17 protein-coding genes and 2 pseudogenes are annotated in these 24,219 nt (G+C 35.2%); 6 read left to right on the top strand and 13 right to left on the bottom strand.

Translation table 11 applies throughout. The features are described from left to right. Positions 1-10 precede the first annotated feature (10 nt). From JCM15092_RS09655 to JCM15092_RS09630, 7 genes are all read right to left on the bottom strand, one after another. Positions 11-1,882: a RagB/SusD family nutrient uptake outer membrane protein gene (locus JCM15092_RS09655; protein ID WP_024994479.1), complete on the bottom strand. Its 1,872-nt coding sequence runs from the start codon at positions 1,880-1,882 to the stop codon at positions 11-13. A gap of 12 nt (positions 1,883-1,894) precedes the next feature. Beyond that, on the bottom strand, positions 1,895-5,026 hold the full coding sequence (locus JCM15092_RS09650) for a SusC/RagA family TonB-linked outer membrane protein (protein WP_024994478.1): 3,132 nt from the start codon (positions 5,024-5,026) through the stop codon (positions 1,895-1,897). Positions 5,027-5,498: 472 nt separating this feature from the next. Next, positions 5,499-5,657: a YqaE/Pmp3 family membrane protein gene (locus JCM15092_RS16890; protein WP_084488528.1), complete on the bottom strand. Its 159-nt coding sequence runs from the start codon at positions 5,655-5,657 to the stop codon at positions 5,499-5,501. Between the two features lie 132 nt (positions 5,658-5,789). After that, complete coding sequence (locus JCM15092_RS09645; protein ID WP_148296638.1) at positions 5,790-7,193, bottom strand: carboxypeptidase-like regulatory domain-containing protein; 1,404 nt, start codon at positions 7,191-7,193, stop codon at positions 5,790-5,792. 149 nt (positions 7,194-7,342) lie between these two features. Then, positions 7,343-8,197, bottom strand: a complete 855-nt coding sequence (locus JCM15092_RS09640; RefSeq protein ID WP_204367515.1) for a FecR family protein — start codon at positions 8,195-8,197, stop codon at positions 7,343-7,345. A 1-nt stretch (position 8,198) separates the two neighbouring features. Continuing rightward, on the bottom strand, positions 8,199-8,741 hold the full coding sequence (locus tag JCM15092_RS09635; protein WP_024994475.1) for an RNA polymerase sigma-70 factor: 543 nt from the start codon (positions 8,739-8,741) through the stop codon (positions 8,199-8,201). Between the two features lie 53 nt (positions 8,742-8,794). Beyond that, on the bottom strand, positions 8,795-10,048 hold the full coding sequence (locus tag JCM15092_RS09630) for a carboxypeptidase-like regulatory domain-containing protein (RefSeq protein WP_034541863.1): 1,254 nt from the start codon (positions 10,046-10,048) through the stop codon (positions 8,795-8,797). A gap of 282 nt (positions 10,049-10,330) precedes the next feature. Here JCM15092_RS09630 and JCM15092_RS09625 point away from each other — a divergent pair, with 282 nt between their 5' ends. From JCM15092_RS09625 to JCM15092_RS09615, 3 genes are all read left to right on the top strand, one after another. After that, complete coding sequence (locus tag JCM15092_RS09625) at positions 10,331-12,334, top strand: tetratricopeptide repeat protein (RefSeq protein ID WP_024994473.1); 2,004 nt, start codon at positions 10,331-10,333, stop codon at positions 12,332-12,334. Between the two features lies 1 nt (position 12,335). After that, positions 12,336-12,944: an L-threonylcarbamoyladenylate synthase gene (locus tag JCM15092_RS09620; protein WP_024994472.1), complete on the top strand. Its 609-nt coding sequence runs from the start codon at positions 12,336-12,338 to the stop codon at positions 12,942-12,944. Positions 12,945-13,037: 93 nt separating this feature from the next. Next, positions 13,038-13,880 (top strand): mechanosensitive ion channel family protein, encoded by an 843-nt coding sequence (locus JCM15092_RS09615; protein WP_034541861.1) that lies wholly within the window; start codon positions 13,038-13,040, stop codon positions 13,878-13,880. Positions 13,881-13,959: 79 nt separating this feature from the next. Here the strand turns inward: JCM15092_RS09615 and JCM15092_RS09610 are convergent, their stop codons facing one another. Beyond that, positions 13,960-15,150, bottom strand: a complete 1,191-nt coding sequence (locus tag JCM15092_RS09610) for an FprA family A-type flavoprotein (RefSeq protein WP_024994470.1) — start codon at positions 15,148-15,150, stop codon at positions 13,960-13,962. 19 nt (positions 15,151-15,169) lie between these two features. Continuing rightward, positions 15,170-16,097 (bottom strand): annotated as a pseudogene (gene mnmL / locus JCM15092_RS15700) (tRNA modification radical SAM protein MnmL/YtqA). Between the two features lie 85 nt (positions 16,098-16,182). On the opposite strand from mnmL, the gene JCM15092_RS09600 reads away from it, so the two are divergent. The 3 genes from JCM15092_RS09600 (at position 16,183) to JCM15092_RS09590 (ending at position 20,360) form a co-directional block, all read left to right on the top strand. Continuing rightward, a complete protein-coding gene (locus tag JCM15092_RS09600) occupies positions 16,183-18,384 on the top strand; it encodes a S9 family peptidase (RefSeq protein ID WP_024994469.1) in 2,202 nt (733 codons plus the stop codon). 66 nt (positions 18,385-18,450) lie between these two features. Next, positions 18,451-19,293: a lipoyl synthase gene (gene lipA / locus JCM15092_RS09595; RefSeq protein WP_024994468.1), complete on the top strand. Its 843-nt coding sequence runs from the start codon at positions 18,451-18,453 to the stop codon at positions 19,291-19,293. 143 nt (positions 19,294-19,436) lie between these two features. After that, complete coding sequence (locus tag JCM15092_RS09590) at positions 19,437-20,360, top strand: hypothetical protein (protein WP_204367514.1); 924 nt, start codon at positions 19,437-19,439, stop codon at positions 20,358-20,360. A gap of 11 nt (positions 20,361-20,371) precedes the next feature. On the opposite strand, the gene JCM15092_RS09585 is transcribed toward JCM15092_RS09590, so the two are convergent. From JCM15092_RS09585 to JCM15092_RS09570, 4 genes and pseudogenes are all read right to left on the bottom strand, one after another. Next, positions 20,372-21,076, bottom strand: coding sequence for an SAM-dependent methyltransferase (locus JCM15092_RS09585; protein WP_024994466.1), 705 nt, complete (start codon positions 21,074-21,076; stop codon positions 20,372-20,374). Positions 21,077-21,096: 20 nt separating this feature from the next. Then, complete coding sequence (locus JCM15092_RS09580) at positions 21,097-22,098, bottom strand: gliding motility protein GldB-related protein (protein WP_024994465.1); 1,002 nt, start codon at positions 22,096-22,098, stop codon at positions 21,097-21,099. A 9-nt stretch (positions 22,099-22,107) separates the two neighbouring features. After that, positions 22,108-22,964: pseudogene (locus tag JCM15092_RS15695) on the bottom strand (enoyl-ACP reductase FabI). 294 nt (positions 22,965-23,258) lie between these two features. Then, a complete protein-coding gene (locus tag JCM15092_RS09570; protein ID WP_024994464.1) occupies positions 23,259-24,170 on the bottom strand; it encodes a nucleotidyltransferase family protein in 912 nt (303 codons plus the stop codon). Positions 24,171-24,219 lie beyond the last annotated feature (49 nt).

The following is a 24,219-nucleotide window of genomic DNA, read 5'->3' as shown; positions in this document are numbered from 1 at the left end:
TTATCAATAATTACCAACCTGGATTTTGGTTAAACTCAGGATACATAGTTACGTCTGCGTTGTCAAATGGCAACCAATAGTGCTTACTATCTAAGTTACGAGTAACGATGACCTCTTCGCGCCAGTTCTTGACTGCATTTTCTTTTGGATCAATTTTTGTATCTAATGCTGCTGCGCGGTCAAACTCTTGCTTAGTCTTAATATTATAAGGAGATCTAGTCAACAACAACCAACGACGTAAGTCATTGAAACGATGTCCTTCAAATGCTAATTCTACAGCACGCTCACGACGAACCTCTTCCATGAATTTATCAAGAGTAGTTGTATATTTATCAGCAACTTTACCAACTCCAGCACGTAAACGAATTGTGTTTAATGCTTCAGCAGCGCTCTTACCATAATTACTATCTTTACCAGTAGCACCACCGTAAGCTTGAGCTGCAGCTTCAGCATACATCAAGTATACATCTGCAAGACGCATCCAAGATAGATGAAGATGAGTAGAATAACTATAACCATAAGTTAAATCCCACTTGTTTGCTCCCAAAGGTATAAACTTGTAGTTCAGATAACCAGTACGGCTAGTCTTACGTGGGTCGTTAACCCAAGCACCTGTTGAGCTAAGATCTGCATAACGGAACTTCTCGTCTTCAGCATTAGTTATAGTACCTTTAACAACCTTTACACCATCATAAACGAAGTCATTATAGAAACGTGGGTCACGGTCTTTCCAAGGATGAGTTGGATCAAAGCCAGAATCAGGATCATTCAAAGGCATACCATTAGCCATGCCAAAATAGTTAACATAATTTGCTGATGGACAAAGAATGATACCATCTCCTTCAGCCATATCAGAAATTTGATATGAGTTCATCTGACGCCAGTATGAGTCAGCACCATAAGTAGGGCTACGCATGATAGCTTCAGTACCACCAGGCATCAACCAGTTCTGCTGTATAGTATAAAATAATGTATGGTAATCTTTGAAATCCACCAATGCATATTGAGTCTGACCAGCCTCTACCATCTTCAATACATTACCAAATGCAGATGCTGCTTTCTTGCAGTATTCTTTATCATAATCAGTTGGAGAACCATTAGGGCCTGCGTTCATCAATGGACTTGCAGCATAAAGATATGCTTTTCCTAGATATGATTCAGCCCATATTTTATTAGGACGTAATTGGTTGTTACCTGATGTACGACGACCAACATCTGTATTGTCCCAATCAACTGGTAACAAGCTTGCTGCATGTTGGAAGTCAGCAATCATCTTGTCAGCACATTCACGATAGCTCAAACGAGGCATAGTCAATGGTTGGTCACTTGGTAATACAGTATCAATATATGGAAGACCTCCCCAATATGTTGTCAATTGGAAATGAAACCATGCACGGAAGAAATACAACTGTCCTTCGATCAAATCTCTCTCTTCTTGAGTAGCATCAGTCAGCTTACCATCATTGATAGCCTGAATACCCATGTTGGCTACACGGATACCATACCATGAACCACCCCAAAGAGCTTTTTTGAAACGGTCTTTTCCTGTATTCCAATCACGGTCCAAAAAACAGTCACCTTTATTTATATAGTCACGATAGTTACCACGGTCTACACTGAAACCAAATAGGTATTCACCATTACCGATAGTAATAACTTCATCTTCACCCCAGTTAAACGAGCTTACCCAATTGGCTTTAGCAATATCCGGAGCCAAATTATACATCTGCTCCACAAAGCCTTGGAAGTTTGTAAAGTTTTTGAATGCGTCGTCTGAAGAGATAACGGAATCCGGCTCTCTGTCCAGATAATCAGTACAAGAAGTAGTACCGACTAAAAAGAGTGAGAGTAATCCGCAGAAATATAGATACATCTTTTTCATTGTCATTCCTTATTAAAGAGTTAATTTTAAACCTATGTTAAAACGTCTTGCTGTAGGATATGCAGAACCACCACCGGTATTAGATTCACGGTCATCTGGCATATCTGTCCACAAGAATAGGTTATTACCATTCACAAATACTCTCATGCTGCTCAAACCAACTTTCTTCATCCATTCCTGTCCAGAGAAAGTATAAGCAAGTTCAGCATATTTCAAACGCAAGTATGAGCCATCGAACAAATATCTTGTAGCTGTTGAATATCCACTTGGGATAAGACCCCATGTTGGAAGAGGCACATCACCTGTCAAATCAGTCTTGTTCCAGTAAGAGCCTTCGTTAAATGCAAGGTTTCTTGATTCTGTAAATGTATTTAAGTTAACGCTACGAGTTACGTTATTTACTCCGTAGAACTGAACGAAGAAACTCCATCCCTTCCAGTCTACACCAAACTGTGCATTTACAGTATTTTGAGGAACTCCAGTAAATCCATAAGGAACGCGGTCATATGATGAGATAACACCGTCACCATCATAGTCCATTATTATATAGTTACCTGGGATACGAGCATCGTCAGAAGCATCGTGAGAAGTAGTAGCATACAACTCATCCCAGTTATTATAATAACCATTGTCTACAAATGCTGTTGTCTGGTTAATAGCCTTATCAGCCTTCTTTTGATACTCAGGCATCAATTGAGGGTCGTCAGCCTCTTTAATCTTATTCACTGCACGAGTGTAAGCAGCGTTACCCCAAATACGCCAGTCCTTATCTAAAATCTTGTTCCAACGAAGTTCAGCCTCTATACCATGGCTCTCTACTTTACCTAAGTTAGCTGTAGGAGCTGTTGTACCAAAATAAGATGGAACAGCACGACCAGAACCTGCCAACAAGATATTATCACGTTTCTCAGAGAAGTAGTCAATAGATCCAGTAAATAAACCACCTAAGACAGCATATTCTACAGCTGCATCAAACTTAGTTGAAATCTCCCATTTAACATTAGGGTTACCAACTTGTGATTGAGTATACCATTTATAAGGGCTATCAGAAGAGCTAACTCCTGTCAATGACTGACCAAATGTACCTCCATAAGACCAAGAGTCCATATATAACCAGCGACCATTGACATTATCATCACCAATCTGTCCATAAGAAGCACGAAGTTTCAACATATCCAACCACTTCAAGTTAAGTTTCTTAACTAGTGGTTCTTCAGATACCATCCAACCTACTGCTCCTGATTGGAAGAATGCGAAACGATTCTCCTTAGCAAACTTCTCAGAACCATTGTATGCACCATTATACTCCAACATATAACGTTTAGCATAGTCGTATGTAGTACGGAAAACCCAGTTCTCACGGTAGTTAGGCAACATGTTACCTACAGCATACTCTTCACGGCTGAAGTTACCCATAGCACCAATTGTATGCTGGCCGAAAGTACGGTTCCAGTTCAACTGTACTGAATAATTCAAACGACGATAAGTAGCTCCGTTATCTACACTACCAGCACTTGTTGTCCAAGCAATATTATTTTTATAGTCAAACTTATTATTTCCATCAACAGTCACATCTGAATATAAATTTCCTGTTTCTGGATTGATATATTGATGAGCCTCATCCTCCCAGTCATTAGTATCATCAACACCACGACGATTTTCCACAAAACTGTTGTCAAATGCCAATCTTCCTTGAACAGAAAGACCTTTTGTAATGAAACTTAAGTCTTGTTCCAAAGTAAAGTCGGTATTCAAACGGTCTGTAGTAGTAAAACCTATACCTTGTGTAGCCAAATACTCCAGAGGGTTGGTTGCAGAATGTGAAGGATTTGGTTGATAGTAACCATATACACCATTACTATACTGTGGAATAAATGAGTCAGGTCCTAAGCCATAAAATGCTCCCCATACTAAGTATTCATACTGAGCCTGAGTAGCTTTCTTAACTGCATGTGAACCACTAAGGTTAACACGAAGTTTTGTAGTATTTGTCAAGTTGAAGTCCAAGTTACTACGTACGTTTATACGATCGTAGCCAAAACTTGGATTATAACCACGATTACTTTTTACATCTTTGTACATATCACCTTCGTGTGCATAATCGACAGCAGCAAAATACTTAACAAATCTAGTACCACCAGATACGTTAACACTTGCATTATAACTGAATGCTGCATCTTTCAACATTGTATCAACCCAGTCAACGTTAGGATAACGTTCTGCTTCTTCAGCATTAGCTGGATTACGGTACTTTCTAAGTTCTGCATAAGGACGATAGTTAGACCATTGATCAGGCTTGTAACCTAATTCAGACTCAATAACTCTGTTACGCAATGACAATGCATCGTAAGAGTCCATTACATCAGGCAACTTAGAGTAAGTTTTAATAGTAGTATTCAAGTTGATATTAACTGTTGCTTTACCCTCTTCACCACGTTTTGTCTGAATCAAGATAACACCATTTGCACCACGTACACCGAATACAGCAGTTGCAGAAGCGTCTTTCAAGACAGAAATTGAAGCTACAGAGTTTATATCAACAGCAGACATTTCACGTTCTACTCCATCAACCAATACCAAAGGCTTACTTCCATTCCATGAGGTTACACCACGAATTGTGATTTCAGGATCTTCTTCACCAGGTTTACCTGTAGCTGTCATTGTAACAACACCTGGTAAATTACCAGTCAATGCCTGGCCCAAACTAGTTACACCACCAGTACGTTCAAGTACCTTACTGGTTGTCTGAGAAATTGCACCGACAACACTTTCTTTTTTCTGCTGTCCAAAACCTACGACAACAACTTCATCAAGAGTTTGAGAATCGTCTTCTAGTTCTATTCTCATTAGTTTTGTGCTCGCTTGCACCTCTTTAGGCTTCATACCTACAAAGGAAACGACAAGAGTAGATTTAGCACTTGGCACGTTCAAGACAAAGTTACCATCTATATCTGATATTGTACCTACTGAAGCATTGCCTTTTAAAACTATTGAAGCCCCAATGACGCTTTCTCCTTTGCCGTCAACGATAACTCCTTTAACTGTTATTCCATTTTGCGCCGATGCTGTCAAGCATATCAAAAGCATAAGTAAAAACAGGTAAGGAATCTTTTGGATTTTTTTTATTACATTTTTCATTACCATTAGTTTAAAAGATTACATTTTTAAATTGGCAGGATATCTGCCTGGATAAATTTAAGGTTGTTCATTTCATGAAGAATTGTGTTTCATACTGATGAATAATTTTTAAGGTTAGTGAAATAAAAGTATATATTTAAGTTTCCATTTGTTCTGTTGTATAAACATCAGCAACTCAACAACACTCTTTAGCATAAGTTATAGAGTGCTAATATTTATCCAACTGCCCAAAGTTATTATACATTAATATAGCTTAACCAAGCTTTAGCTACACAATTCTCTTACTATGTAACAATTCAAGAAACTATGTTACATAATTATCAACCCTGCGTTACACGCAAGACTTTAACTATCTGTATATTAAAACTTTAAGATGCCACTAAATAAGGAAGGAATGTACATACATAGCAGAACGCTGTGTTACATATATATCATTTAAAAAGAGGCTATGTTATAATAAAAAGAAGAGATAAAATTATCATCTATTAGGATTATTAAGAATTATTAAGGCTGCAATTACTCCCGGAATCCATCCTAGAAGAGTGAGAATAAGGACTATTAAAAATGAGCCACAACCTTTATCAATTACCGATAAAGGTGGAAATATTATTGCTAAAATAACTCTGAATAATGACATAAATTATAGACTTTGCTAATGATAAGGAATCAAAATTAGTCAATTTGCATATATAAAACAATTTCATCAGGCATAAAGACAGTGCACCAATTATAATAACCCTTATAGACGATGAAATGAACTAAATCATTATTATTTCATCACCTCTATCTTAGGAGATATATTTCTAATTGCATCTTCTATTTTCTGCTCCAATGTTATAATATTGTATTCACCCCAAAAGTTGTGATCATATTCAAATACAGTCTCAGAGAAGACTGTGTGTGGCGATATCCTCTCATTTCTGCTAAACTTAGCAACGTTTACCGTGTCAATCTTACATGGTAGCATCTCAAACCATGTATGAATAGAAGAACTGTTGAAAAGTTTCTTTCTTCTTTTTGCCTTAAAATATATATCTCCACGGACATGGTTAATAAAATAGTAATCGCCAAACTTCTTATAGTTAATAATGTAGTCTACTTTGCTTAGCGTAAGTTTCATATACTGAGCCTGTTTACTTACAAACATATCAGTAGCATTCTTAACCATCTCCGGAAGAATACACATCTCCACCCTTACCAAAGCTGATTCATCAGATGTAATATATAACTTTCCAGCATATCGGGGATCAACAACGTTCTTCTTCTGAGTAAAAGATATTACATCTACCATTTTCCCATCTATAATAGTAGACTCAATATATTTATAGTTGTATGAAGGAGAGTTATTATATGTGCTATATGTGAATAGAAAATCGGGTAAATCTTTTATTACATCAAGTTTAAGCGATGCATCTATACCTGAACTCATTTTCGCTATTATAGTATCGCTAGATGAATAATTACTTACTTTTCTCATCTTTAAAAGTTGTACCTGATCAACTGACACGCTTTTATATGGAGACTTATATAGTTTAATGACTGCTTCCGTCAAACTTCTGAAATTATCGTTATAATCTATTCCCTCCCTATAAAAGGTTGTAAGATAACTTGGAGACATGAAATAATTATTCTCTATATTTCTCCTCATCTTTTCAATCAACTTTATTGGGTCTATTGCTTTAACCACAACTTCAGGAAGAGACATAACACGAGGTTGCAGCGAAATATTAGAGAAATGTCCATTAAGTGTAGAAAAGCTTATCTTCTGCTGTTCATAACCTAGATGTGAAAATAAAACTTCAGAACTTTTTGAGTAAACCTCAGGAACAATTAATTTGAATATTCCTTCCTGATTTGAGATAGTTCCAAGAGAAGAACCTGATAAACCAACACTGCCATAAGCAATAGGCTCATTATTAATAGCATCAACCAACTTACCTTCAATTACACTGTATTTTGTTTTTAAAGAGTCTGCTATTGCATCACTATTATCTGACTCGCATGATGTGAGAAGGATATGTTTACCAATATTATTCAAATGAATTTTGGGGTTACCTACAACCTCTAGTATAGCTTCCTTAAGACTCCTCTTACCAGCTTTAATCTTTACTACATTCTCATTGTTGATAACCTTACTATTGTATATAAAAAGCATACCTGTCTGCTTACTCAACTCATTTAATAGAGCATAAACAGTCGTTCTTTGTTTTGGTAAATAGACTTCTTGCTCAAAAAAAACGCTATTATTCTGAGCTATCAGTCGAATACTTAAAAGTATTATTACCAATAATGTTACAGATATCTTTTTATATATATTAATCACTACTTGTCACTCAAATAAATAGTATTATTATTCTTATCAATATTCAGGTCTAAAGCAAGACCAATCAATTTAGCCATCTGATCTATTTGTTCACCAGAGAATGCTACTGTTAGTTTTCTAGAGTCTATATCTCCTTCCAGTTCAATCTTATCATCAGCAGAGAGAGAATTTAGAACCCCTACAATCACTTTCAAACTCTGATCCTTAAATCTGAACTCTTTAACGAAGGCTTTCATTGGATTCTCTTTCGAAACGAAAGAGGTAAGATGACCTGAAGATAGAGATACACTCTCACCCTTTTCAACATATACGACTTCGTTAGTTTTGCGATCAACCACTTTCACTTTTCCACTTCTCACGTTAAGCATAAATGGAAACTTATCACTCTTAGTTATACTGAATGATGTTCCTAAAACTTCAATTGTAACATCAGGAGTAGTAATAATAAATGGCTTCTTTCTGTTTTTAGCAACCTCAAAGAAAGCGTCACCTTTGAGGTTTACATTTCTTGTGTCACTTAAAAACTCTTCCGGGTATTCTAACTTACCATCCTTGCCCAAATATACTATTGACCCATCAGCAAGTGTAGTAACCAATGATGACTCTTGACTATTCACCTGTTCTAGCATTGCTATATTGCTATCTTTCCCATCTGCAAAGAATAAATTATTCATTACAAACATAATAGCAATCATTGCAGCAATTGAAAGACCGACTGCTAAGCTCCTCTTAGTAATACTATAATTGGGGGTATGATTTTCTTGACTTGTACATTCCAAGAGTTCCTCAGCTTGAAGTCTTGCTTTTACTTTACGCCAAGCAATATCAGTCTTCTCTTTTTCAAAATCATTCATTCTATTTACCATAACACTCCACCTCCTCTTTAATTATCTTAAGTGCCTTACTTATATCAGACTCTACAGTCTTTATTGACAAAGACAACTCTATAGCTATATCTTTATATTTTTTACCTTGAAAACGATTCATTAGGAAAATCTTCTTGCATCTTTCAGGAAGTTTTCTCAATACATTATCCAAGATTTTTTTTAGTTCAGAACACTCCAATTCAGAATCTACAGAAAAGGAATAATCCTGGTTACTTTCGGAATAATTCTGTATGTATCTCTGCCTCACATCAGCATGTTCACAATAGCCTAGTGCCATATTATGAGCGGAACGGTATAAATAACTCTTAATTGAGTATTTTATTGAGATCTCATCTCTATCTCTCCATAACTTATAAAAGAGCTCTTGTACTATCTCTTCTGCATCATCATAGGAACCTATCAGCAGTGTTACATACTTGCACAGTGGAGTATAATATTTATAAAAGAGGGATTCGTAAGCTTTCACATCTCCCTCTTTTATTTTTATAAATATTATAAGTTCTTCAATCATTCAGAATCATTTTTTTTGAACAGATCAAATATATTCATTTTATTAATCAAATACTATTTTTGCTGTTTTTTTAGCTTATTTACAGCATGTTCCAAAGATTCTGTAGGTTCTATAATATTATAATCTTCCCAGAAATTATCGTTATTGAAATTGGCTACTTTATCGTAGAATGCATCATCTCTGTCAAATGAATCGCGTCTAGGAATTGAAACTACATTTTTATCGTCCTGATCTGTTACAACCATTTCTGAAACCACTGTGAAACCTTTTGAGAATAGGCGTTTCTTCCAATCACATTTAAAGCTTATACTGTTTCGTATATAGTTTAGGTATGAAATTCCGTCCTCGATTTTATAATTTACTACATATGACATCTCTTGTGGGTTGAACCTTAATCCTAAAGGTTTTCTATAAAGGATGGCTCTTGTAGCTTTATATTTATCACTCATATCTAATGAGAACTCTATACGGCTAAAAGCCAAGTTATCTTTGTCAATATAAGCTTTACCTATAAAGAGAGGGTCATTAGGCAATTCAGTTTTTGGATAGAAAGAGATTACATATTGTTGATGACCATCAAGGATAGTCCCCTCCTCCATTCTGAAGTTATAGTACTGCAGTTGTCCTTTTGACAAAAAAGAATCTCTGTTTTTTGCAACATCAGCAAATATACATAAGGTAGGTCCTCCCATTAATTTAACGCCCAAAGTATCACTTGCTTTCTGGCTAAGAAGTCGTCTTCCTTTAAGAATCTGTACTCTATCACTCTCAACCGACTCTTTATAAGGGGTTTTAAAAATATTAATCACAGCTTCCGAAACATTAATAAACTTCTTACCCTTTTGAGCTGTTTCGCGATAGAAACCCGTCAGTATGGTGCTCTTCTTACTGTAGTTATCCGAGACTTTATCAAGAGCCTCTTCAATAAGTTCCGCTGGATTTAAGCCTAACACCACAATCTCATTAATTAAGTTTGTATGAGGAACAAGCATAATCTTAAGATCATTTAAATTTTCTCTTTCCAATTTAATTCTTTGACTCTTATAACCTAGATGGGAGATAACAATTTCTGGTACCATCTTTTTTAATTTCAGATTGAAATATCCATCATCATTTGTTACTGTTCCTACATGCGAACCAGGTAAAAAGATATTAACGCTACTCAGCTCTTTCTTTGTTTTGCTGTTCTTTATTACTCCGGAAACAGTGATATACCCTAATGAATCTACCTGTGCTGAAGCCGGTATAACCAGGTATGATAAAAATGCTATCATAACCATTTTAATAATTAAACCACCACTTTTCATAATACTTTATTTTTAAAGTTGTTTTTATATCCCTTTATATTAAGATGGTTTATAAAAGAAATACCCTACGAAAAAGAGAGATTTTTTTCCTTATCATTAATTAAGCACAACAGATATAGTGTAATATTCAAAGAGATGTATAGTTATATCTAGTTTATAAGGTAGTTGTATATCCATCATTCTCCACTTTATATATATAAATAAGCATATAAACGGATAGCTAATTTTGTGAGTGGCAAAATATCTATTATTTTTGAATCTTATAATCCATTTCATTGAGTAATGCAATTAAGTACTGACAATAAAGAATTTCAAGAGGCTCTAAAATTGGTAAAATATACCCGCCAATCTATTTTCCTTACCGGTAAAGCTGGCACCGGTAAATCCACATTCTTGAAATATGTTTGTCAGAATGTAAAGAAGAAACATATTGTACTTGCTCCTACAGGAGTGGCAGCAATAAATGCTGGAGGATGTACACTACATAGTTTTTTCAAACTTCCCTTCTATCCATTATTACCAGATGATCCTAATTTCAGCATTAGAAACGGAAATCTACAGAAATTTCTAAAGTACAGCTCTGCACATAGAAAACTTATTAAAGAGGTAGAACTTGTTATCATTGATGAAATATCAATGGTAAGACCAGATATTATTGATTTCATTGATAAAGTGTTAAGGGTATACTCACAGAACATGCGTGAACCTTTCGGCGGTAAACAAGTTATGTTCGTAGGTGATGTTTTTCAGTTGGAACCGGTAATAAAGAGTGATGAAAAGGAGATTATAAGCAAATTTTATCGCACTCCATACTTCTTCTCTGCAAATGTATTTAGTCAAATAGACCTTGTGTCAATAGAGCTAAAGCAAGTATATCGTCAGAAAGATAAGGTTTTTATTAATGTATTAGATCATATACGTACCAACAGTGCAGGTTCATATGATCTTCAATTGCTAAATACTAGATATAGCAGAGACATAGAAGATGATGGAAATGATATGTATATAACCCTTGCTACTAGAAGAGATACTGTTGACTATATTAACGATAAGAAACTCTCAGAACTGCCTGGTGATGCTGTTACATTCAAAGGTGAAATTAAGGGAGATTTTCCAGAAAGCAGTCTTCCCACGCAGGTAGATCTTGTCCTAAAAGAGGGTGCACAGATTATTTTCATAAAAAATGACTATGAAAGAAGATGGGTTAACGGTACTATAGGAACAATTTCAGGAATCGATGAAGATGGTGGAATATACGTTATTACAGACGAAGGTAGTGAATGTAAGGTCATGAAGGATAGCTGGAGAAATATCCGCTATACATATAACGAAGAGGAGAAGAAGATTGAGGAGGAGGAACTCGGTGTCTTTATACAATATCCTATCAGATTAGCATGGGCTATAACAATACATAAGAGCCAGGGATTAACTTTCAGCAATGTTATAATCGACTTCACAGGTGGAGTATTTGCAGGTGGTCAGGCCTATGTTGCATTAAGCCGCTGCACATCACTCGATGGAATACAACTTAAAAAGCAGATAACAAAAGGTGACATCTTTGTACGTCCTGAGATTGTTGAGTTTTCAAAACGATTTAACAATCAGCAAGCCATAGATAATGCAATGAAGAAGGCACAAGCTGATATAGAATATAATGAAGCAATAAAAAGCTTTGATAATTGTGAATTTGATGCCTTTCTTGAACATTTTTTCATTGCCATACATTCTAGATACGATATAGAAAAACCTCTAATTAAAAGATTTATACGAAAGAAATTAGGCACTATCACTAATCTTAAGCAGGAAAATATTGCCCTTAAGGAGAAAATGTACAACATAAAGGATAACCTTAAAAAATATGCGCATGAATACTTCATTATGGGTAATGAATGTATAGTAAATGCCCATGATTCACGCGCAGCAATTGCAAACTATGATAAGGCTATTGATCTTGACCCATTATATACCGATGCCTGGATACGTAAAGGTGTAACACTTCATGATGATGGAAATTATCATGATGCTGAAAAATGTCTCAATGAAGCTGTAAGATTGAATCAAACATCTTTCAAAGCGCTCTATAACAGAGGGAAAAACAGACTCAAATCAAACAACGAGGATGGTGCAGCAACAGACTTTAGCAGAGCAATTACAATAAAACCTGAACACCCCAAAGCTCACGAACTCTTAGGAGATGCCCTAATGAAACTAGGGAAAGAAGATGAAGCAGCATTGCAATGGGCTATAGCAGAAAGATTGAGAGAAAAAAAATCTAAAAATAAATAGTATGATAGTAAAACTCTATGAATCGAACAACAATCCTAAGGATATTGAACGTATAGTTGATATAATCAATGATGGTGGTATAATAATATATCCTACTGATACAATGTATGCTATAGGATGTCATGGATTAAAAGAGAGATCTATAGAGAAAATCTGTAAACTTAAGAATATAGATCCCAGGAAAAACAATCTATCTATTATCTGTTACGACTTAAGTAAGATAAGTGAATATGCTAAGGTTGATAATGCAACTTTCAAGGTTATGCGTCGTAACCTTCCTGGCCCATTTACTTTTATTCTCAATACAAGCAATAATCTTCCTAAAATTTTCCGTAATAGAAAAGAGGTTGGTATACGTGTACCAAATAATAACATAATTCGAGAGATAGTCAATGCACTTAATGCCCCTATTATGACAACCACACTGCCTATAGGTGATGATGAAATAGAGTATATAACTAACCCTGAGCTCATTGAAGAGAAATTCGGCGATGATGCCGATATTATTATTGACGGTGGCATAGGAGGCATAGAACCATCAACCGTTATTAATTGTACAAATGGGGAGTTAGAAATAATCAGGCAAGGAAAAGGAGTTCTTATTTCTTAAAAAGTGGACTTCTATATTTACAATTAATTCCTATTTTTGCTAAAATATCAGTTTAATGACGATAAAAAATAATAACTTTATTAAGTAATAAGTATGATAAATCTTACTAGCAGCACAAATATTCAGATTTCCAATGCGTTGGATAAGCTAATTAGTTTGGGTATAGACTTTGGAGAAAGATTAATTGCAGCAATAATTATTCTCATTGTTGGAAGGTATGTTATAAAATGGTTGAACAAACTATTTGCGAGAATTCTTGAGAAGCGTAATATTGACGCAAGCATTCAGTCCTTCTTAAAAAGCATGGTTAACATATTATTGTTGATAATGCTTATACTTGCTGTAATTGGGAAACTTGGAATAGAACTTACTGGATTTGCAGCTCTACTTGCATCTGCCGGTGTTGCTATAGGTATGGCACTCTCCGGAAACCTTCAAAACTTTGCAGGTGGTATCATTATACTTATATTTCGTCCATACAAAGTTGGTGATTATCTTGAAGCATCAAATGGTGCTGCAGGTACTGTACAAGAGATACAGATATTCCACACTATACTCGTAACTGTTGATAATAAATTGGTCTATGTGCCAAACGGGGCAATGAGCAGTGGTGTCATAACAAACTACAGCCATAGAGAGACTCGTCGTATAGAATGGGACTTTGGTATAGATTACGGAGAAGATTTTGAAAAAGTAAAATCTATTTTACTTAACATTATACAGAATGATAAGAGAATTCACACTACTCCGGAACCTTTTATAGAGTTGGCCCAACTTGCCGCAAGCAGCGTTAACATAAAAGTAAGGGTGTGGGTAAATGCTGATGACTATTGGAAAGTATTCTTTGATATGAATAAGAATGTATATGCTACATTCAACAAAGAGGGTATAGACTTCCCATTTCCACAAATTACTGTACATCAGCAAAATGCTTAATATAAATATTAGATAATAGCATATAAAGATCTCAGGAAATCACATTATAGATCTTTCCTGAGATATTTTTTATAGTTTTTTATTTCTTAAGGTCAGCATCAAGTCTTTCTACCATCGCTCTTGCTAGTTCCTTACAATGTTGAGCAACGTCTGGCTTCATGCTATGTTTCATATCTACCGGAGCAGATATCACTTCAAACTTAAGTTTTGTGTTGAACTCTTCTATTCGCTTAACAGCAGCACTTGCCCAAGAGTGAGAGCCAAAGAATCCCAATACCCTATTTTTAATATCTCTTGCAGCCAACTTACTCAAAAGAGCCTCCATATCCGGAAACATCTGATTATTATATGTAGGAGCACCAACTATAATACCCTTGTATCTGAACACATCGGCAATGATATATGAATGTGGAGTTCTAGACACGTCGTGAACAACAACCTTCTTTATTCCAAGTTCATTAAGCTCCTGAGCAATCAGTTCAGCCATCTCTGCTGTATTTCCATACATACTACCATATGCAACAACTACACCCTTTTCTGAATCATAGCGGCTCATACGGTCGTAAATATCAATAACTTTACATCTCTCTGTTGTCCATACAGGACCATGTGTAGAGCAGATAGCATTAATCTTTAATTCTTTAAGTTTATCAAGAGCTTTCTGAACAGGAGAACCATATTTTCCAACAATATTGGAATAGTAACGTACCATCTCATCCCAATATATTGAAGTATCAATTTTTGAGTCTATTACACCGCCATTCAGTGCGCCGAAACAACCAAAAGCATCACCTGAGAAAATTACTGCATCATCAATATCATATGTAGCCATTGTTTCTGGCCAGTGTACCATAGGTATCATAAAGAATTTCAACGTGCGTTTACCTAATTCCAGTGTGTTATTTTCAGCAACTACCACTTTCTCACCTACAGGACCATAAAAGCCCTCTATCATTTCAAAAGTTTTCTTGTTGCCTACAATAGTTATGTTAGGATAGAATTTCTTTATAAGATTTATTGAACCGGAGTGGTCTGGTTCCATATGGTTTATTATAAGATAATCAATAGGACGGTCACCAATAATTGATTGTATCTTTTTCAAGAATAATTCAAAAAAGTTCGAATCAACAGTATCGATAAGTGTAACTCTTTCATCGTCTATCAAATATGAGTTATATGAAACTCCGTTTGGTAATGGCCACAAACTTTCAAAAAGCGTTTTAGTACGGTCATTTACACCTACATAGTGTATATTGCTTACAATTTCCATTTTCTCTATATAATAAAACTTAATATTTTTGATATTTCTTTCCTTGCCAAGCTTGAACTTCGGCTATTCTGTTTGTCACTTTTTGTGTAAACTCATAATTCTTTAAATTCCAATCAGGAGCTAACAATAAATCCTTAGGAGACTGTGATATAAACCTCTCCAATACAATGTCAGGTCTCAGTCTCTGTATGAATTCTATAACAAGTTCAATATATTCATCTACATCAAACAGATGAAAATCCGAGTTGTTTTCGAAATACTCTTTTGCCATTCTAGTCCCTTTTATCAATTGTAACTGATGAAGTTTCAATGTTGTAATAGGTAATTGCGATATAGTATCCGCTTGCGATAGTATCATCTCTTTAGTCTCACCTGGGAGCCCTAGAATCATATGTATTCCCGTCTTTATACCTCTTCCGACTGTACGTAGTACAGCATTCTTAGAATCCTCAAAACTATGCCCTCTGTTTATTCTAATAAGAGTCTCATCAAAGATGCTCTCTACCCCATACTCAACAATCAAGAATGTCCTATTATTAAGTTCCTCCAGATAGTCCAATAAAGAGTCCGGCATGCAATCAGGACGAGTACCTATCACCAAACCCACAACTCCATCAATACTCAATGCCTCCTCATATTTTTGTTTCAGTTCTTCTAATTCACCATATGTATTGGTATAGGCCTGAAAATATGCAAGGTACTTCATGTTAGGATATTTGTATGCAAAAAAGGCTTTTCCTTCCTCTAACTGTTGTGATACCGTCTTGTCATTATGACAATACGCAGGGTTGAACGTTTGATTATTACAATATGAGCAACCGCCGAAACCTTTTTTCCCATCCCTGTTAGCACGTAAATCCTGCATTAATAGAGATTTTTTGAACTTTGCAGGAAAAATGTTCCATCATGAATGAAGAAAAATCATTGTATCTTTTCAACTTATCCATTTCCTTAATTTAGATACAAATATAAACAAATTCCCACGGAATATCTTAACTTTGCGAACATGTATTAAATTAAGAAATATTTATTATGAAAAAATTAAGCATATTAATTATTTTATCACTTATAATGCTTGTTTCTAAAGCTCAGACTATCACTCTAGATGATGTGTCAAATGGTACCTTCAGAAATGAAAATATTCGTGGAATAAATCCTCTAGATGATGGAGAAAGTTATTCACAGCTTAGCATAGACGGGAAAAAGATAGTACAATACTCATTCAAGACAGGGAAAGAGATCTCTACCATCTTTGATGTTAATACAGCTCGCAACTGTACTGATAAATCGATTGATGGCTACATATTCTCTCCAGATGGTAAACGCATTCTTATTCAGACTAATACAAAACCAATATATCGCCACTCTTTCACTGCCGAATACTATCTTTTCGACATAAAGAACAATAAGATGGAGCCTCTTTCTGAAGGTGGTCCTCAACAAGTACCTTTTTTCTCTCCTGATGGCACACAAATAGCTTTTGTACGCAACAATAACATCTATCTTGTAAAACTTCTTTTCGGGAACAGCGAATCACAAGTTACTACAGACGGAAAGATGAATGAGATTCTCAACGGAATTCCAGATTGGGTTTATGAAGAGGAATTTGGTTTCAACAGAGCATTCGACTTCAGCGCCGACAGTAAGATGATTGCATATGTGAAATTTGATGAGAGGAATGTTCCTACATACTCTTTTCCATTGTATAAAGGATTAAACCCATCTTTAAATGAGAATGCAACATATCCTGGGGAGTATAAATATAAATACCCTATGGCTGGAGTTGATAACTCAAAAGTCTCTGTACATACATTCGATATCAAGAGCAAGGTAACAAGAAAAATGGATCTACCTATTGATGCAGAGAGTTATATACCAAGAATTAAGTTTACAGACTCTCCTGACGCTCTTGCTGTTATGGTGCTTAACCGCCATCAAGACCAGTTCGATTTATACTTCTCAAACCCCAAAAGTAAGGTATCTAAAATAATGGTTAGAGATAAAAATCCTCAATATATTAAAGAGGATGCATACTCTAATGTAAACTTCTTCCCTGAGAACATCATCATGATGAGTGAAAGAGATGGATACAATCATCTTTACCTCTATACAATCGGAGGAAACCTTGTGAAACAGATTACAAAAGGGAATTTTGAGGTAAAGAGTTTCCTTGGATGGGATAAGGCTACTGGTACATTCTATTATGAAAGCAATGAAGGTAACCCTACTCAAACTGCAATATATAAAGTTGATTCTAAGGGAAGAAAGACTCTACTCTCTTCCAAGAAAGGAACTAACAGTGCTATATTCAGCAAGAGTCTGAAGAACTATATAAATACTTTCTCCAATGCAACTACGCCCCCTGTTGTAACAATAAATGACAACAATGGCAAAGTATTGTCTACTATGCTTGATAACAGGAAACTTAATGAGAAACTATCTAAAGTTGCTATGCCAACAAAGGAGTTTTTCAAATTCAAGACAAGTAAAGGTATTGAGCTTAACGGATGGATTATTAAACCGACTAATTTTGATGCAAGTAAAAAATATCCGGTAATAATGCATCAGTATAGCGGACCAGGATCGCAAGAGGTTCTTGACAAATGGAATATCGGCTCTCGCCGCGACGGAGGAATGTTTGAAGCATACCTTGCACAACATGGATATATATCTGTTTGTGTAGATGGTAGAGGTACAGGTGGACGTGGTTCCGATTTCGAGAAGAGTACATATCTAAAAATAGGTATTCAGGAATCAGAAGATCAAGTAGAAGCTGCAAAATATCTTTCTTCTTTATCATATATTGACGGTAACAGAATAGGTATATGGGGTTGGAGCTATGGCGGTTACAATACATTAATGTCTATGAGTGAAGGCACACCTATATTCAAAGCCGGTGTAGCTGTTGCTGCTCCAACTGATTGGCGCTTCTACGACTCAATATATACTGAGAGATTCATGCGTACACCAAAAGAGAATATGGAAGGATACGAAGCTTCATCAGCTATAAACAGAGCTCCTAAGCTAAGTGGAAAGTTACTTCTTATACATGGTACAGCAGATGATAATGTCCATCTAAGAAACAATGCTGAATATAGTGAAGCGTTGGTTCAGGCAGATAAACAATTTGATATGCAGATATATACAAACAGAAATCATGGAATAAGAGGTGGTAATACGACTAAGCACCTTCTAACAAGAATAGTAAACTTTTTTGACCAAAATTTGAAATAAAATCAGATATATTAAAGCGGATTAAATGTTTTTCTTACATTAAATCCGCTTTAATTTCATAAAACTATGGAACACATTAAAAAACCTGACTGGCTTAAGATTAAGATTGGAGCGAACTCTCGTTATTCAGATACAAAAAGAATTGTAGAGACAAACAATCTACATACAATATGCAGCAGCGGAAGATGTCCTAACATGTGTGAATGTTGGGGAAAAGGAACCGCAACATTCATGATTGGTGGTAATATATGCACACGTTCATGTAAATTCTGTAACACTCAGACAGGGAAACCACTGGCTCTGGACATTAATGAGCCCGTAAATGTGGCTAAATCAATTCAGATGATGAAATTATCGCATGCGGTAATAACTTCTGTCGACCGCGACGATCTTCCTGATCTTGGCGCCTCACATTGGGCAAGCACAATAAAAGAGATTAAAAGAATAAATCCAGATATTACCATAGAAGTTCTCATTCCGGATTTTCAGGGAAGAGAGGAACTTATTGACATGATTATAGAGAAAAAGCCTGACATAATATCCCATAATATGGAGACTGTAAAAAGAATAAGTCCCCTCGTCAGAAGTGCTGCCGATTATGATAGAAGTCTGAAGGTTATAAAAAGAGTTGCATCGGCAAAGATAAAGGCTAAGTCTGGAATTATGGTTGGATTAGGAGAAACAGAAGAAGAGATTGAGGTGGTAATGGATAATCTGTTGCAAATTGGCTGTTCTATTCTTACTATAGGTCAATATCTTCAACCATCAAGACTACATTATCCTGTAAAGAAATATATTACTCCTGAGGATTTTGAAAAGTATAAAAAGATAGCATTAGAAAAAGGTTTCGATAAAGTTGAAAGCGAACCATTGGCACGATCATCATATCATGCTGAAAGACATGTTTAATAAACAATAATTTTTAAACAACCTTACCTATGAATTTGTTTATATTATGCTAGGGTACTTAGATTAGTTAATAATATAAGATGAATTCTGTAATTAAATTAAGCTCAATCATGCTTGTTGGATTGCTTCCAGCAATAATTTGCATGGTTTTATGCATTTTTTTCATTGACGAATATGTAATTTATAGTTGCACAATATTTTGTGCGGCCTGTATTGCTATTCTTAAAATTAAAAAATCGCTTAAGCAGCCTAATATTGTATTACTTCATACTTTCATAGCTCTTGTTATATGTTCTGTAGTAAAAATTACTACTGGCAATTTACTTATCCCGACAAATGCTGTGCCGCTGACTCTAGAGATTATTATTTTCTGTATTTCACTTCTATATGTCTCATTCCCTAATATTGAAAACAGACTATACAAGTTTATTTTTTATAAGGTAGCAATACTTAATCAGGTAGCTAGCCAACTTATTGTTATCTCCTCAATGGTTTATATTCTGTTGGCTTTTTCACTCTTTATACTACTTCATCCTTTGGAAGAAGTATATTTAAATCTACTAACTCTTATCATTCCGCCGATTATTTACATTTTAGCTATTGTTGCAAACTTCATCACAATTAGATTTATTTCCAAAAATCATACCAAACAACCTATACTAAGAGTTATAGCTATAAGTGATGGAGAAATAATGATATCAAAAAGAAGTTTGTCTTACTTTCAGGGGAACAAGCTCGATACTCCTATAGAGGATAATATATTCGATTCTCTTAACCTTGCTGATAAAGCGAAACGCATATCCTCATTAACTTTGGGCATATGTCGTCTAGATATTGAGCCACGTTTTAGCATAAAATATAAGTCTTCTATTTCAACAGGAAGAGATATAGTACTTTTTATTCTTCCTATAAAGAAGAGAGAGGATATAAAGTACCGTAGGTATAAGTTTGTTACACCTGAAGAGATTAAGAAAGAGATCGGTAAATATAGTACATATATGAAAGACGAGATTGACCATCTAACTATAGCAGCTAATATTTGGAAAGAACAGAACGTCACATCATAGATGTGAGTAATTTACTTGTATATTAAAAATATACAAGGTTTCTTTGATAAATCAGGCAACTTACCAATCCACTCTTTTACGCTCTTTGTCTTTATATATTCATCAGGACATGTTATGTTTGCAGCTATGCAAAGACGAGTTGTTGGTCGACAGCTCTTTACTATATCCTCTGCCATCTTGTTATTTCTATATGGAGTCTCAATAAATAGCTGAGTCTGGTTCTCTGAGTATACTCTTTGCTCAAGTTCTTTTATCCTTCTCGTTCTATCACCCGGTTCTACAGGTAGATATCCATGAAATGCAAAGCTCTGTCCGCTAAATCCGGATCCCATAACCGAGAGTATTATAGAAGAAGGTCCAACAAGTGGTACCACTTTTAGATTGTTTCTTTGTGCTATAGCTACCACATCAGCTCCAGGGTCAGCCACAGCAGGACATCCTGCCTCAGATATTACACCCATAGAGTTACCCTCTTGTAGAGGTTTCAGATAGCCTGAAATATCATTTGGAGAGGTATGTTTATTTAATGGGAAAAAGTTAAGCTGATCTATATCTATATCTTTATCTACTTTTTTAAGAAAGCGTCTTGCCGAGCGTATGTCTTCAACAATAAAATACTTAATCTCAAGTATTATACTCTTATTATATGATGGCAGAACACTCTCAATAGATGTATCACCAAGTGTTACTGGTATAAGATATAGTGTTGTTTCCATTTTTTTCTATTACGATAAAACTAAAATTTAATATTTATATCCGAAAGCATCCTTTTGTAATCAGATGCATGAATCAACTGATCTATTGTAATTTCACTGTCTAGTTGTGTATACCTGTCAATAAGTTCTGTGCCTGCCCATATATACAATGATGGAGGTGCATCTTCACCCAAAATAATTTTCAAGGAATCCTGCTTTATAAAATTTGTTGCAAGTGAGATATCACCCGCATACGATTTCTCTCTCAGTATTATCTCTCCTAACATTCTATCCTTATTCTCACGGCACCATTTGCTCTCCTTTTTAGAAAATCTGAATCCTTCATCAAATGAGTCGTATTCAAGGATATTAGAGACTATCCAATAGATCTTTCCCTTATAAAGCATCTCATCCAGAAGAGTGCTTTTATGATTTACACTTATAGGATATTGGCTCTGAAGATAGAATACCAGACAATCAAACGCAATCCTTTCTTTGCACATAGAACGGCACTGATCCTCATTATAGAATCTTTTATATAAAGGATAGTCGGTTCCCATATATTTGTCAATGCTAAAACCCAAGAGACTGTCACCAACAACAATTGATTGATTTAATGCAGAGAACTGCGCATAAACTTTAGGGATAACTATTCCAGGAAGTTCTTTTTTAAGTTTTTTGAATCCTCTGTTCAACTCTCTCTCAATAGGAGTCATATCCTTGAAGGTCATTTCAGCATCTGCCATCAAGGTTAGTAAAGTAGAATCACTTAAATAATCTTTCATACGATTATTTATCTGGTCATCATCTACTTTACCTATTGAAAGCACCTCTTCAATAAGAAGTTTTGTAGCTTGAGGATATTCAGTATTCATTTGCTGCAATGCAGATACACTGTTTGCAGCCACATATTCATACTGAAGCCTATCATATCTAGCTATCTTTATAGCTCTTTTTGGAGTAGTATCAATCTTGCTCCCTATATAGTTACAGGAAGCAAGAATGAATATTGAAATAATTATATATATCGCTCTTTTAATCATTATCATTTATCATCCATAAATGATATTACCATCCGGGTCTTTATATTCATCAAGTCCCTTCTCATAGGTTGCCATGGCACGAAGCTCATACCCACACTAGAGAAACCACCATCATGATATAAGTTCTGCATTGTTACTTTCTTCGTAAGATCTGAGAACATTACTATACAGTAATCAGCACATTCATCAGCCGAAGCATTACCAAGAGGAGACATTCTGTCGGCGAAGTCAAATAGCTTATCCATACCTTTTACTCCGGAACCTGCTGTAGTTATTGTAGGCGACTGAGAGATAGTATTAATACGTACATTATGTTCACGACCATATATGTAACCGAAACTTCTTGCTATTGATTCCAATAAAGCTTTAGCATCAGCCATATCATTGTAGCCATAAAACGTACGCTGAGCAGCTACATAAGTTAAAGCAATAATTGAACCATATTCAGATATTGCATTCTGTTTCTTTGCAGACTGAATCATCTTATGAAATGATGTAGCTGAGATATCTAAAGTCTTCTCAAGCATATCATAGTCTAAGTCATCATAAGTACGTTTTTTACGTACATTAGGAGACATTCCAATAGAGTGCAATACAAAGTCTATTTTCCCTCCTAGAATTTCCATTGACTCTCTGAAAACATTAGTCAGATCGTCAACATTAGTTGCATCAGCAGGAATTACTTTACAGTTAAGCTTTTCAGCCAAAGCTGATACTTCACCCATTCTAACTGCAACAGGAGTATTTGACAAGGTTATTGTAGCACCTTCGGCTACTGCCTTTTCTGCTACTTTCCATGCTATAGACTGTTCATTAAGAGCACCAAATATGATGCCTCTTTTTCCCTTCAATAAATTATAACTCATACCTAATTATTATTGAAATTAAACGACAAAGATAAAAACAATATATTTATTTACTACTTTATGTATAGAAAAGCTAAGATATTTAATATATGAGGGCATTTATCCCTATTATATAATTATTAATTAATCTCTCAGATAAATATAGTTTCTTAACTAATTCACCCTAAAATATAAAAGAGATAAATCAGTCCTTTCTATTATAACAAATTACCTTACTAAATATATTATTGATAGATACAAAAAATGCTCCTGTTATTAAATTGTAACAGGAGCGGAAATATATAATTATTGATATTAGAAAAGTTTCTCTGGATATTCTCCAGCTTCAACCAAAGCCTGGATTTTATCTACTACACTCTGACGATCTTCAGGATATGTAACTCCAAACCATTTACTTGTAGTATCAAGAACTTCAACTGTAGCTGTTCCTTCATTAATCAATTTATCAACCATAAGTGGAATGAAAAATTCACTTTTAAGGTTGCTGATATTCTTAGGATCACTAAGGAATGCCTTGAAGAAATCACTGCTATATGCAAAATAGTCAGGAGTGAATCCCCAGAAGTTCATACTTACCGGAGTAGTGTCTGGAACTGCCACCCAATTTTCGTTTTCATCAAGATATTTCACCTCACCATCAATACGTTGAATCTTTGTACGCTCAACAACAGAAGTTAGTAAGTTGTTATCGTTTGTACCACATACACCACGAGATACAGTACCGCTTTCACTCAAAGTATTGCCTACGCGGAAGCCGACCATAGAGTATACATTCTTAGAGCCTTCAGGAAGAGCTGAAAGATATTTTCCCATAACCTGGAATGAATCACGACCATAGAAGTCATCACAGTTGATAACAGCGAATGGTTCATTGATAACACCTTCACCCATCATCAATGCATGATTTGTACCCCATGGTTTTGTACGTCCTTCAGGACAAGTAAAACCTTCTGGAAGAGAATCTAGTCCCTGGAATACAAGTTCACAAGGTATATGACCCTCATATTTAGATATAATTTTATCACGGAAATCTTGTTCGAAATCTTTGCGAATTACAAATACTAATTTACCAAAACCAGCATGGATAGCATCATATATTGAATAATCCATAATAGTTTCTCCATTTGGACCAAGACCATCAAGTTGTTTTAAGCCTCCATAACGGCTACCCATACCGGCAGCAAGTAAGAAAAGGGTTGGTTTCATAATTTTTTATTTAAAAATAATGTTTGATTCTACAAAAGTAAGGTTTTTG

It is taken from the genome of Phocaeicola paurosaccharolyticus JCM 15092 (assembly GCF_000613805.1).
Lineage (GTDB): Bacteria > Bacteroidota > Bacteroidia > Bacteroidales > Bacteroidaceae > Phocaeicola > Phocaeicola paurosaccharolyticus.
Note: the sequence above shows the minus strand (reverse complement) of the source record. Positions and strands in the feature narration are given on the sequence as shown.

Bases quoted from the DNA above. Each gene is read 5' to 3' on its own strand.
- JCM15092_RS09650 (WP_024994478.1), bottom strand. From the start codon at position 5,026: ATGGTAATGAAAAATGTAATAAAAAAAATCCAAAAGATTCCTTACCTG.
- JCM15092_RS09620 (WP_024994472.1), top strand. From the start codon at position 12,336: ATGATAGTAAAACTCTATGAATCGAACAACAATCCTAAGGATATTGAA.
- JCM15092_RS09625 (WP_024994473.1), top strand. From the start codon at position 10,331: ATGCAATTAAGTACTGACAATAAAGAATTTCAAGAGGCTCTAAAATTG.
- JCM15092_RS09655 (WP_024994479.1), bottom strand. From the start codon at position 1,882: ATGAAAAAGATGTATCTATATTTCTGCGGATTACTCTCACTCTTTTTA.
- lipA (WP_024994468.1), top strand. From the start codon at position 18,451: ATGGAACACATTAAAAAACCTGACTGGCTTAAGATTAAGATTGGAGCG.
- JCM15092_RS09615 (WP_034541861.1), top strand. From the start codon at position 13,038: ATGATAAATCTTACTAGCAGCACAAATATTCAGATTTCCAATGCGTTG.
- JCM15092_RS09630 (WP_034541863.1), bottom strand. From the start codon at position 10,048: ATGAAAAGTGGTGGTTTAATTATTAAAATGGTTATGATAGCATTTTTA.
- JCM15092_RS09580 (WP_024994465.1), bottom strand. From the start codon at position 22,098: ATGATTAAAAGAGCGATATATATAATTATTTCAATATTCATTCTTGCT.
- JCM15092_RS09635 (WP_024994475.1), bottom strand. From the start codon at position 8,741: ATGATTGAAGAACTTATAATATTTATAAAAATAAAAGAGGGAGATGTG.
- JCM15092_RS09610 (WP_024994470.1), bottom strand. From the start codon at position 15,150: ATGGAAATTGTAAGCAATATACACTATGTAGGTGTAAATGACCGTACT.
- JCM15092_RS09640 (WP_204367515.1), bottom strand. From the start codon at position 8,197: ATGAATGATTTTGAAAAAGAGAAGACTGATATTGCTTGGCGTAAAGTA.
- JCM15092_RS09585 (WP_024994466.1), bottom strand. From the start codon at position 21,076: ATGGAAACAACACTATATCTTATACCAGTAACACTTGGTGATACATCT.
- JCM15092_RS09600 (WP_024994469.1), top strand. From the start codon at position 16,183: ATGAAAAAATTAAGCATATTAATTATTTTATCACTTATAATGCTTGTT.
- JCM15092_RS09570 (WP_024994464.1), bottom strand. From the start codon at position 24,170: ATGAAACCAACCCTTTTCTTACTTGCTGCCGGTATGGGTAGCCGTTAT.
- JCM15092_RS09590 (WP_204367514.1), top strand. From the start codon at position 19,437: ATGGTTTTATGCATTTTTTTCATTGACGAATATGTAATTTATAGTTGC.
- JCM15092_RS16890 (WP_084488528.1), bottom strand. From the start codon at position 5,657: ATGTCATTATTCAGAGTTATTTTAGCAATAATATTTCCACCTTTATCG.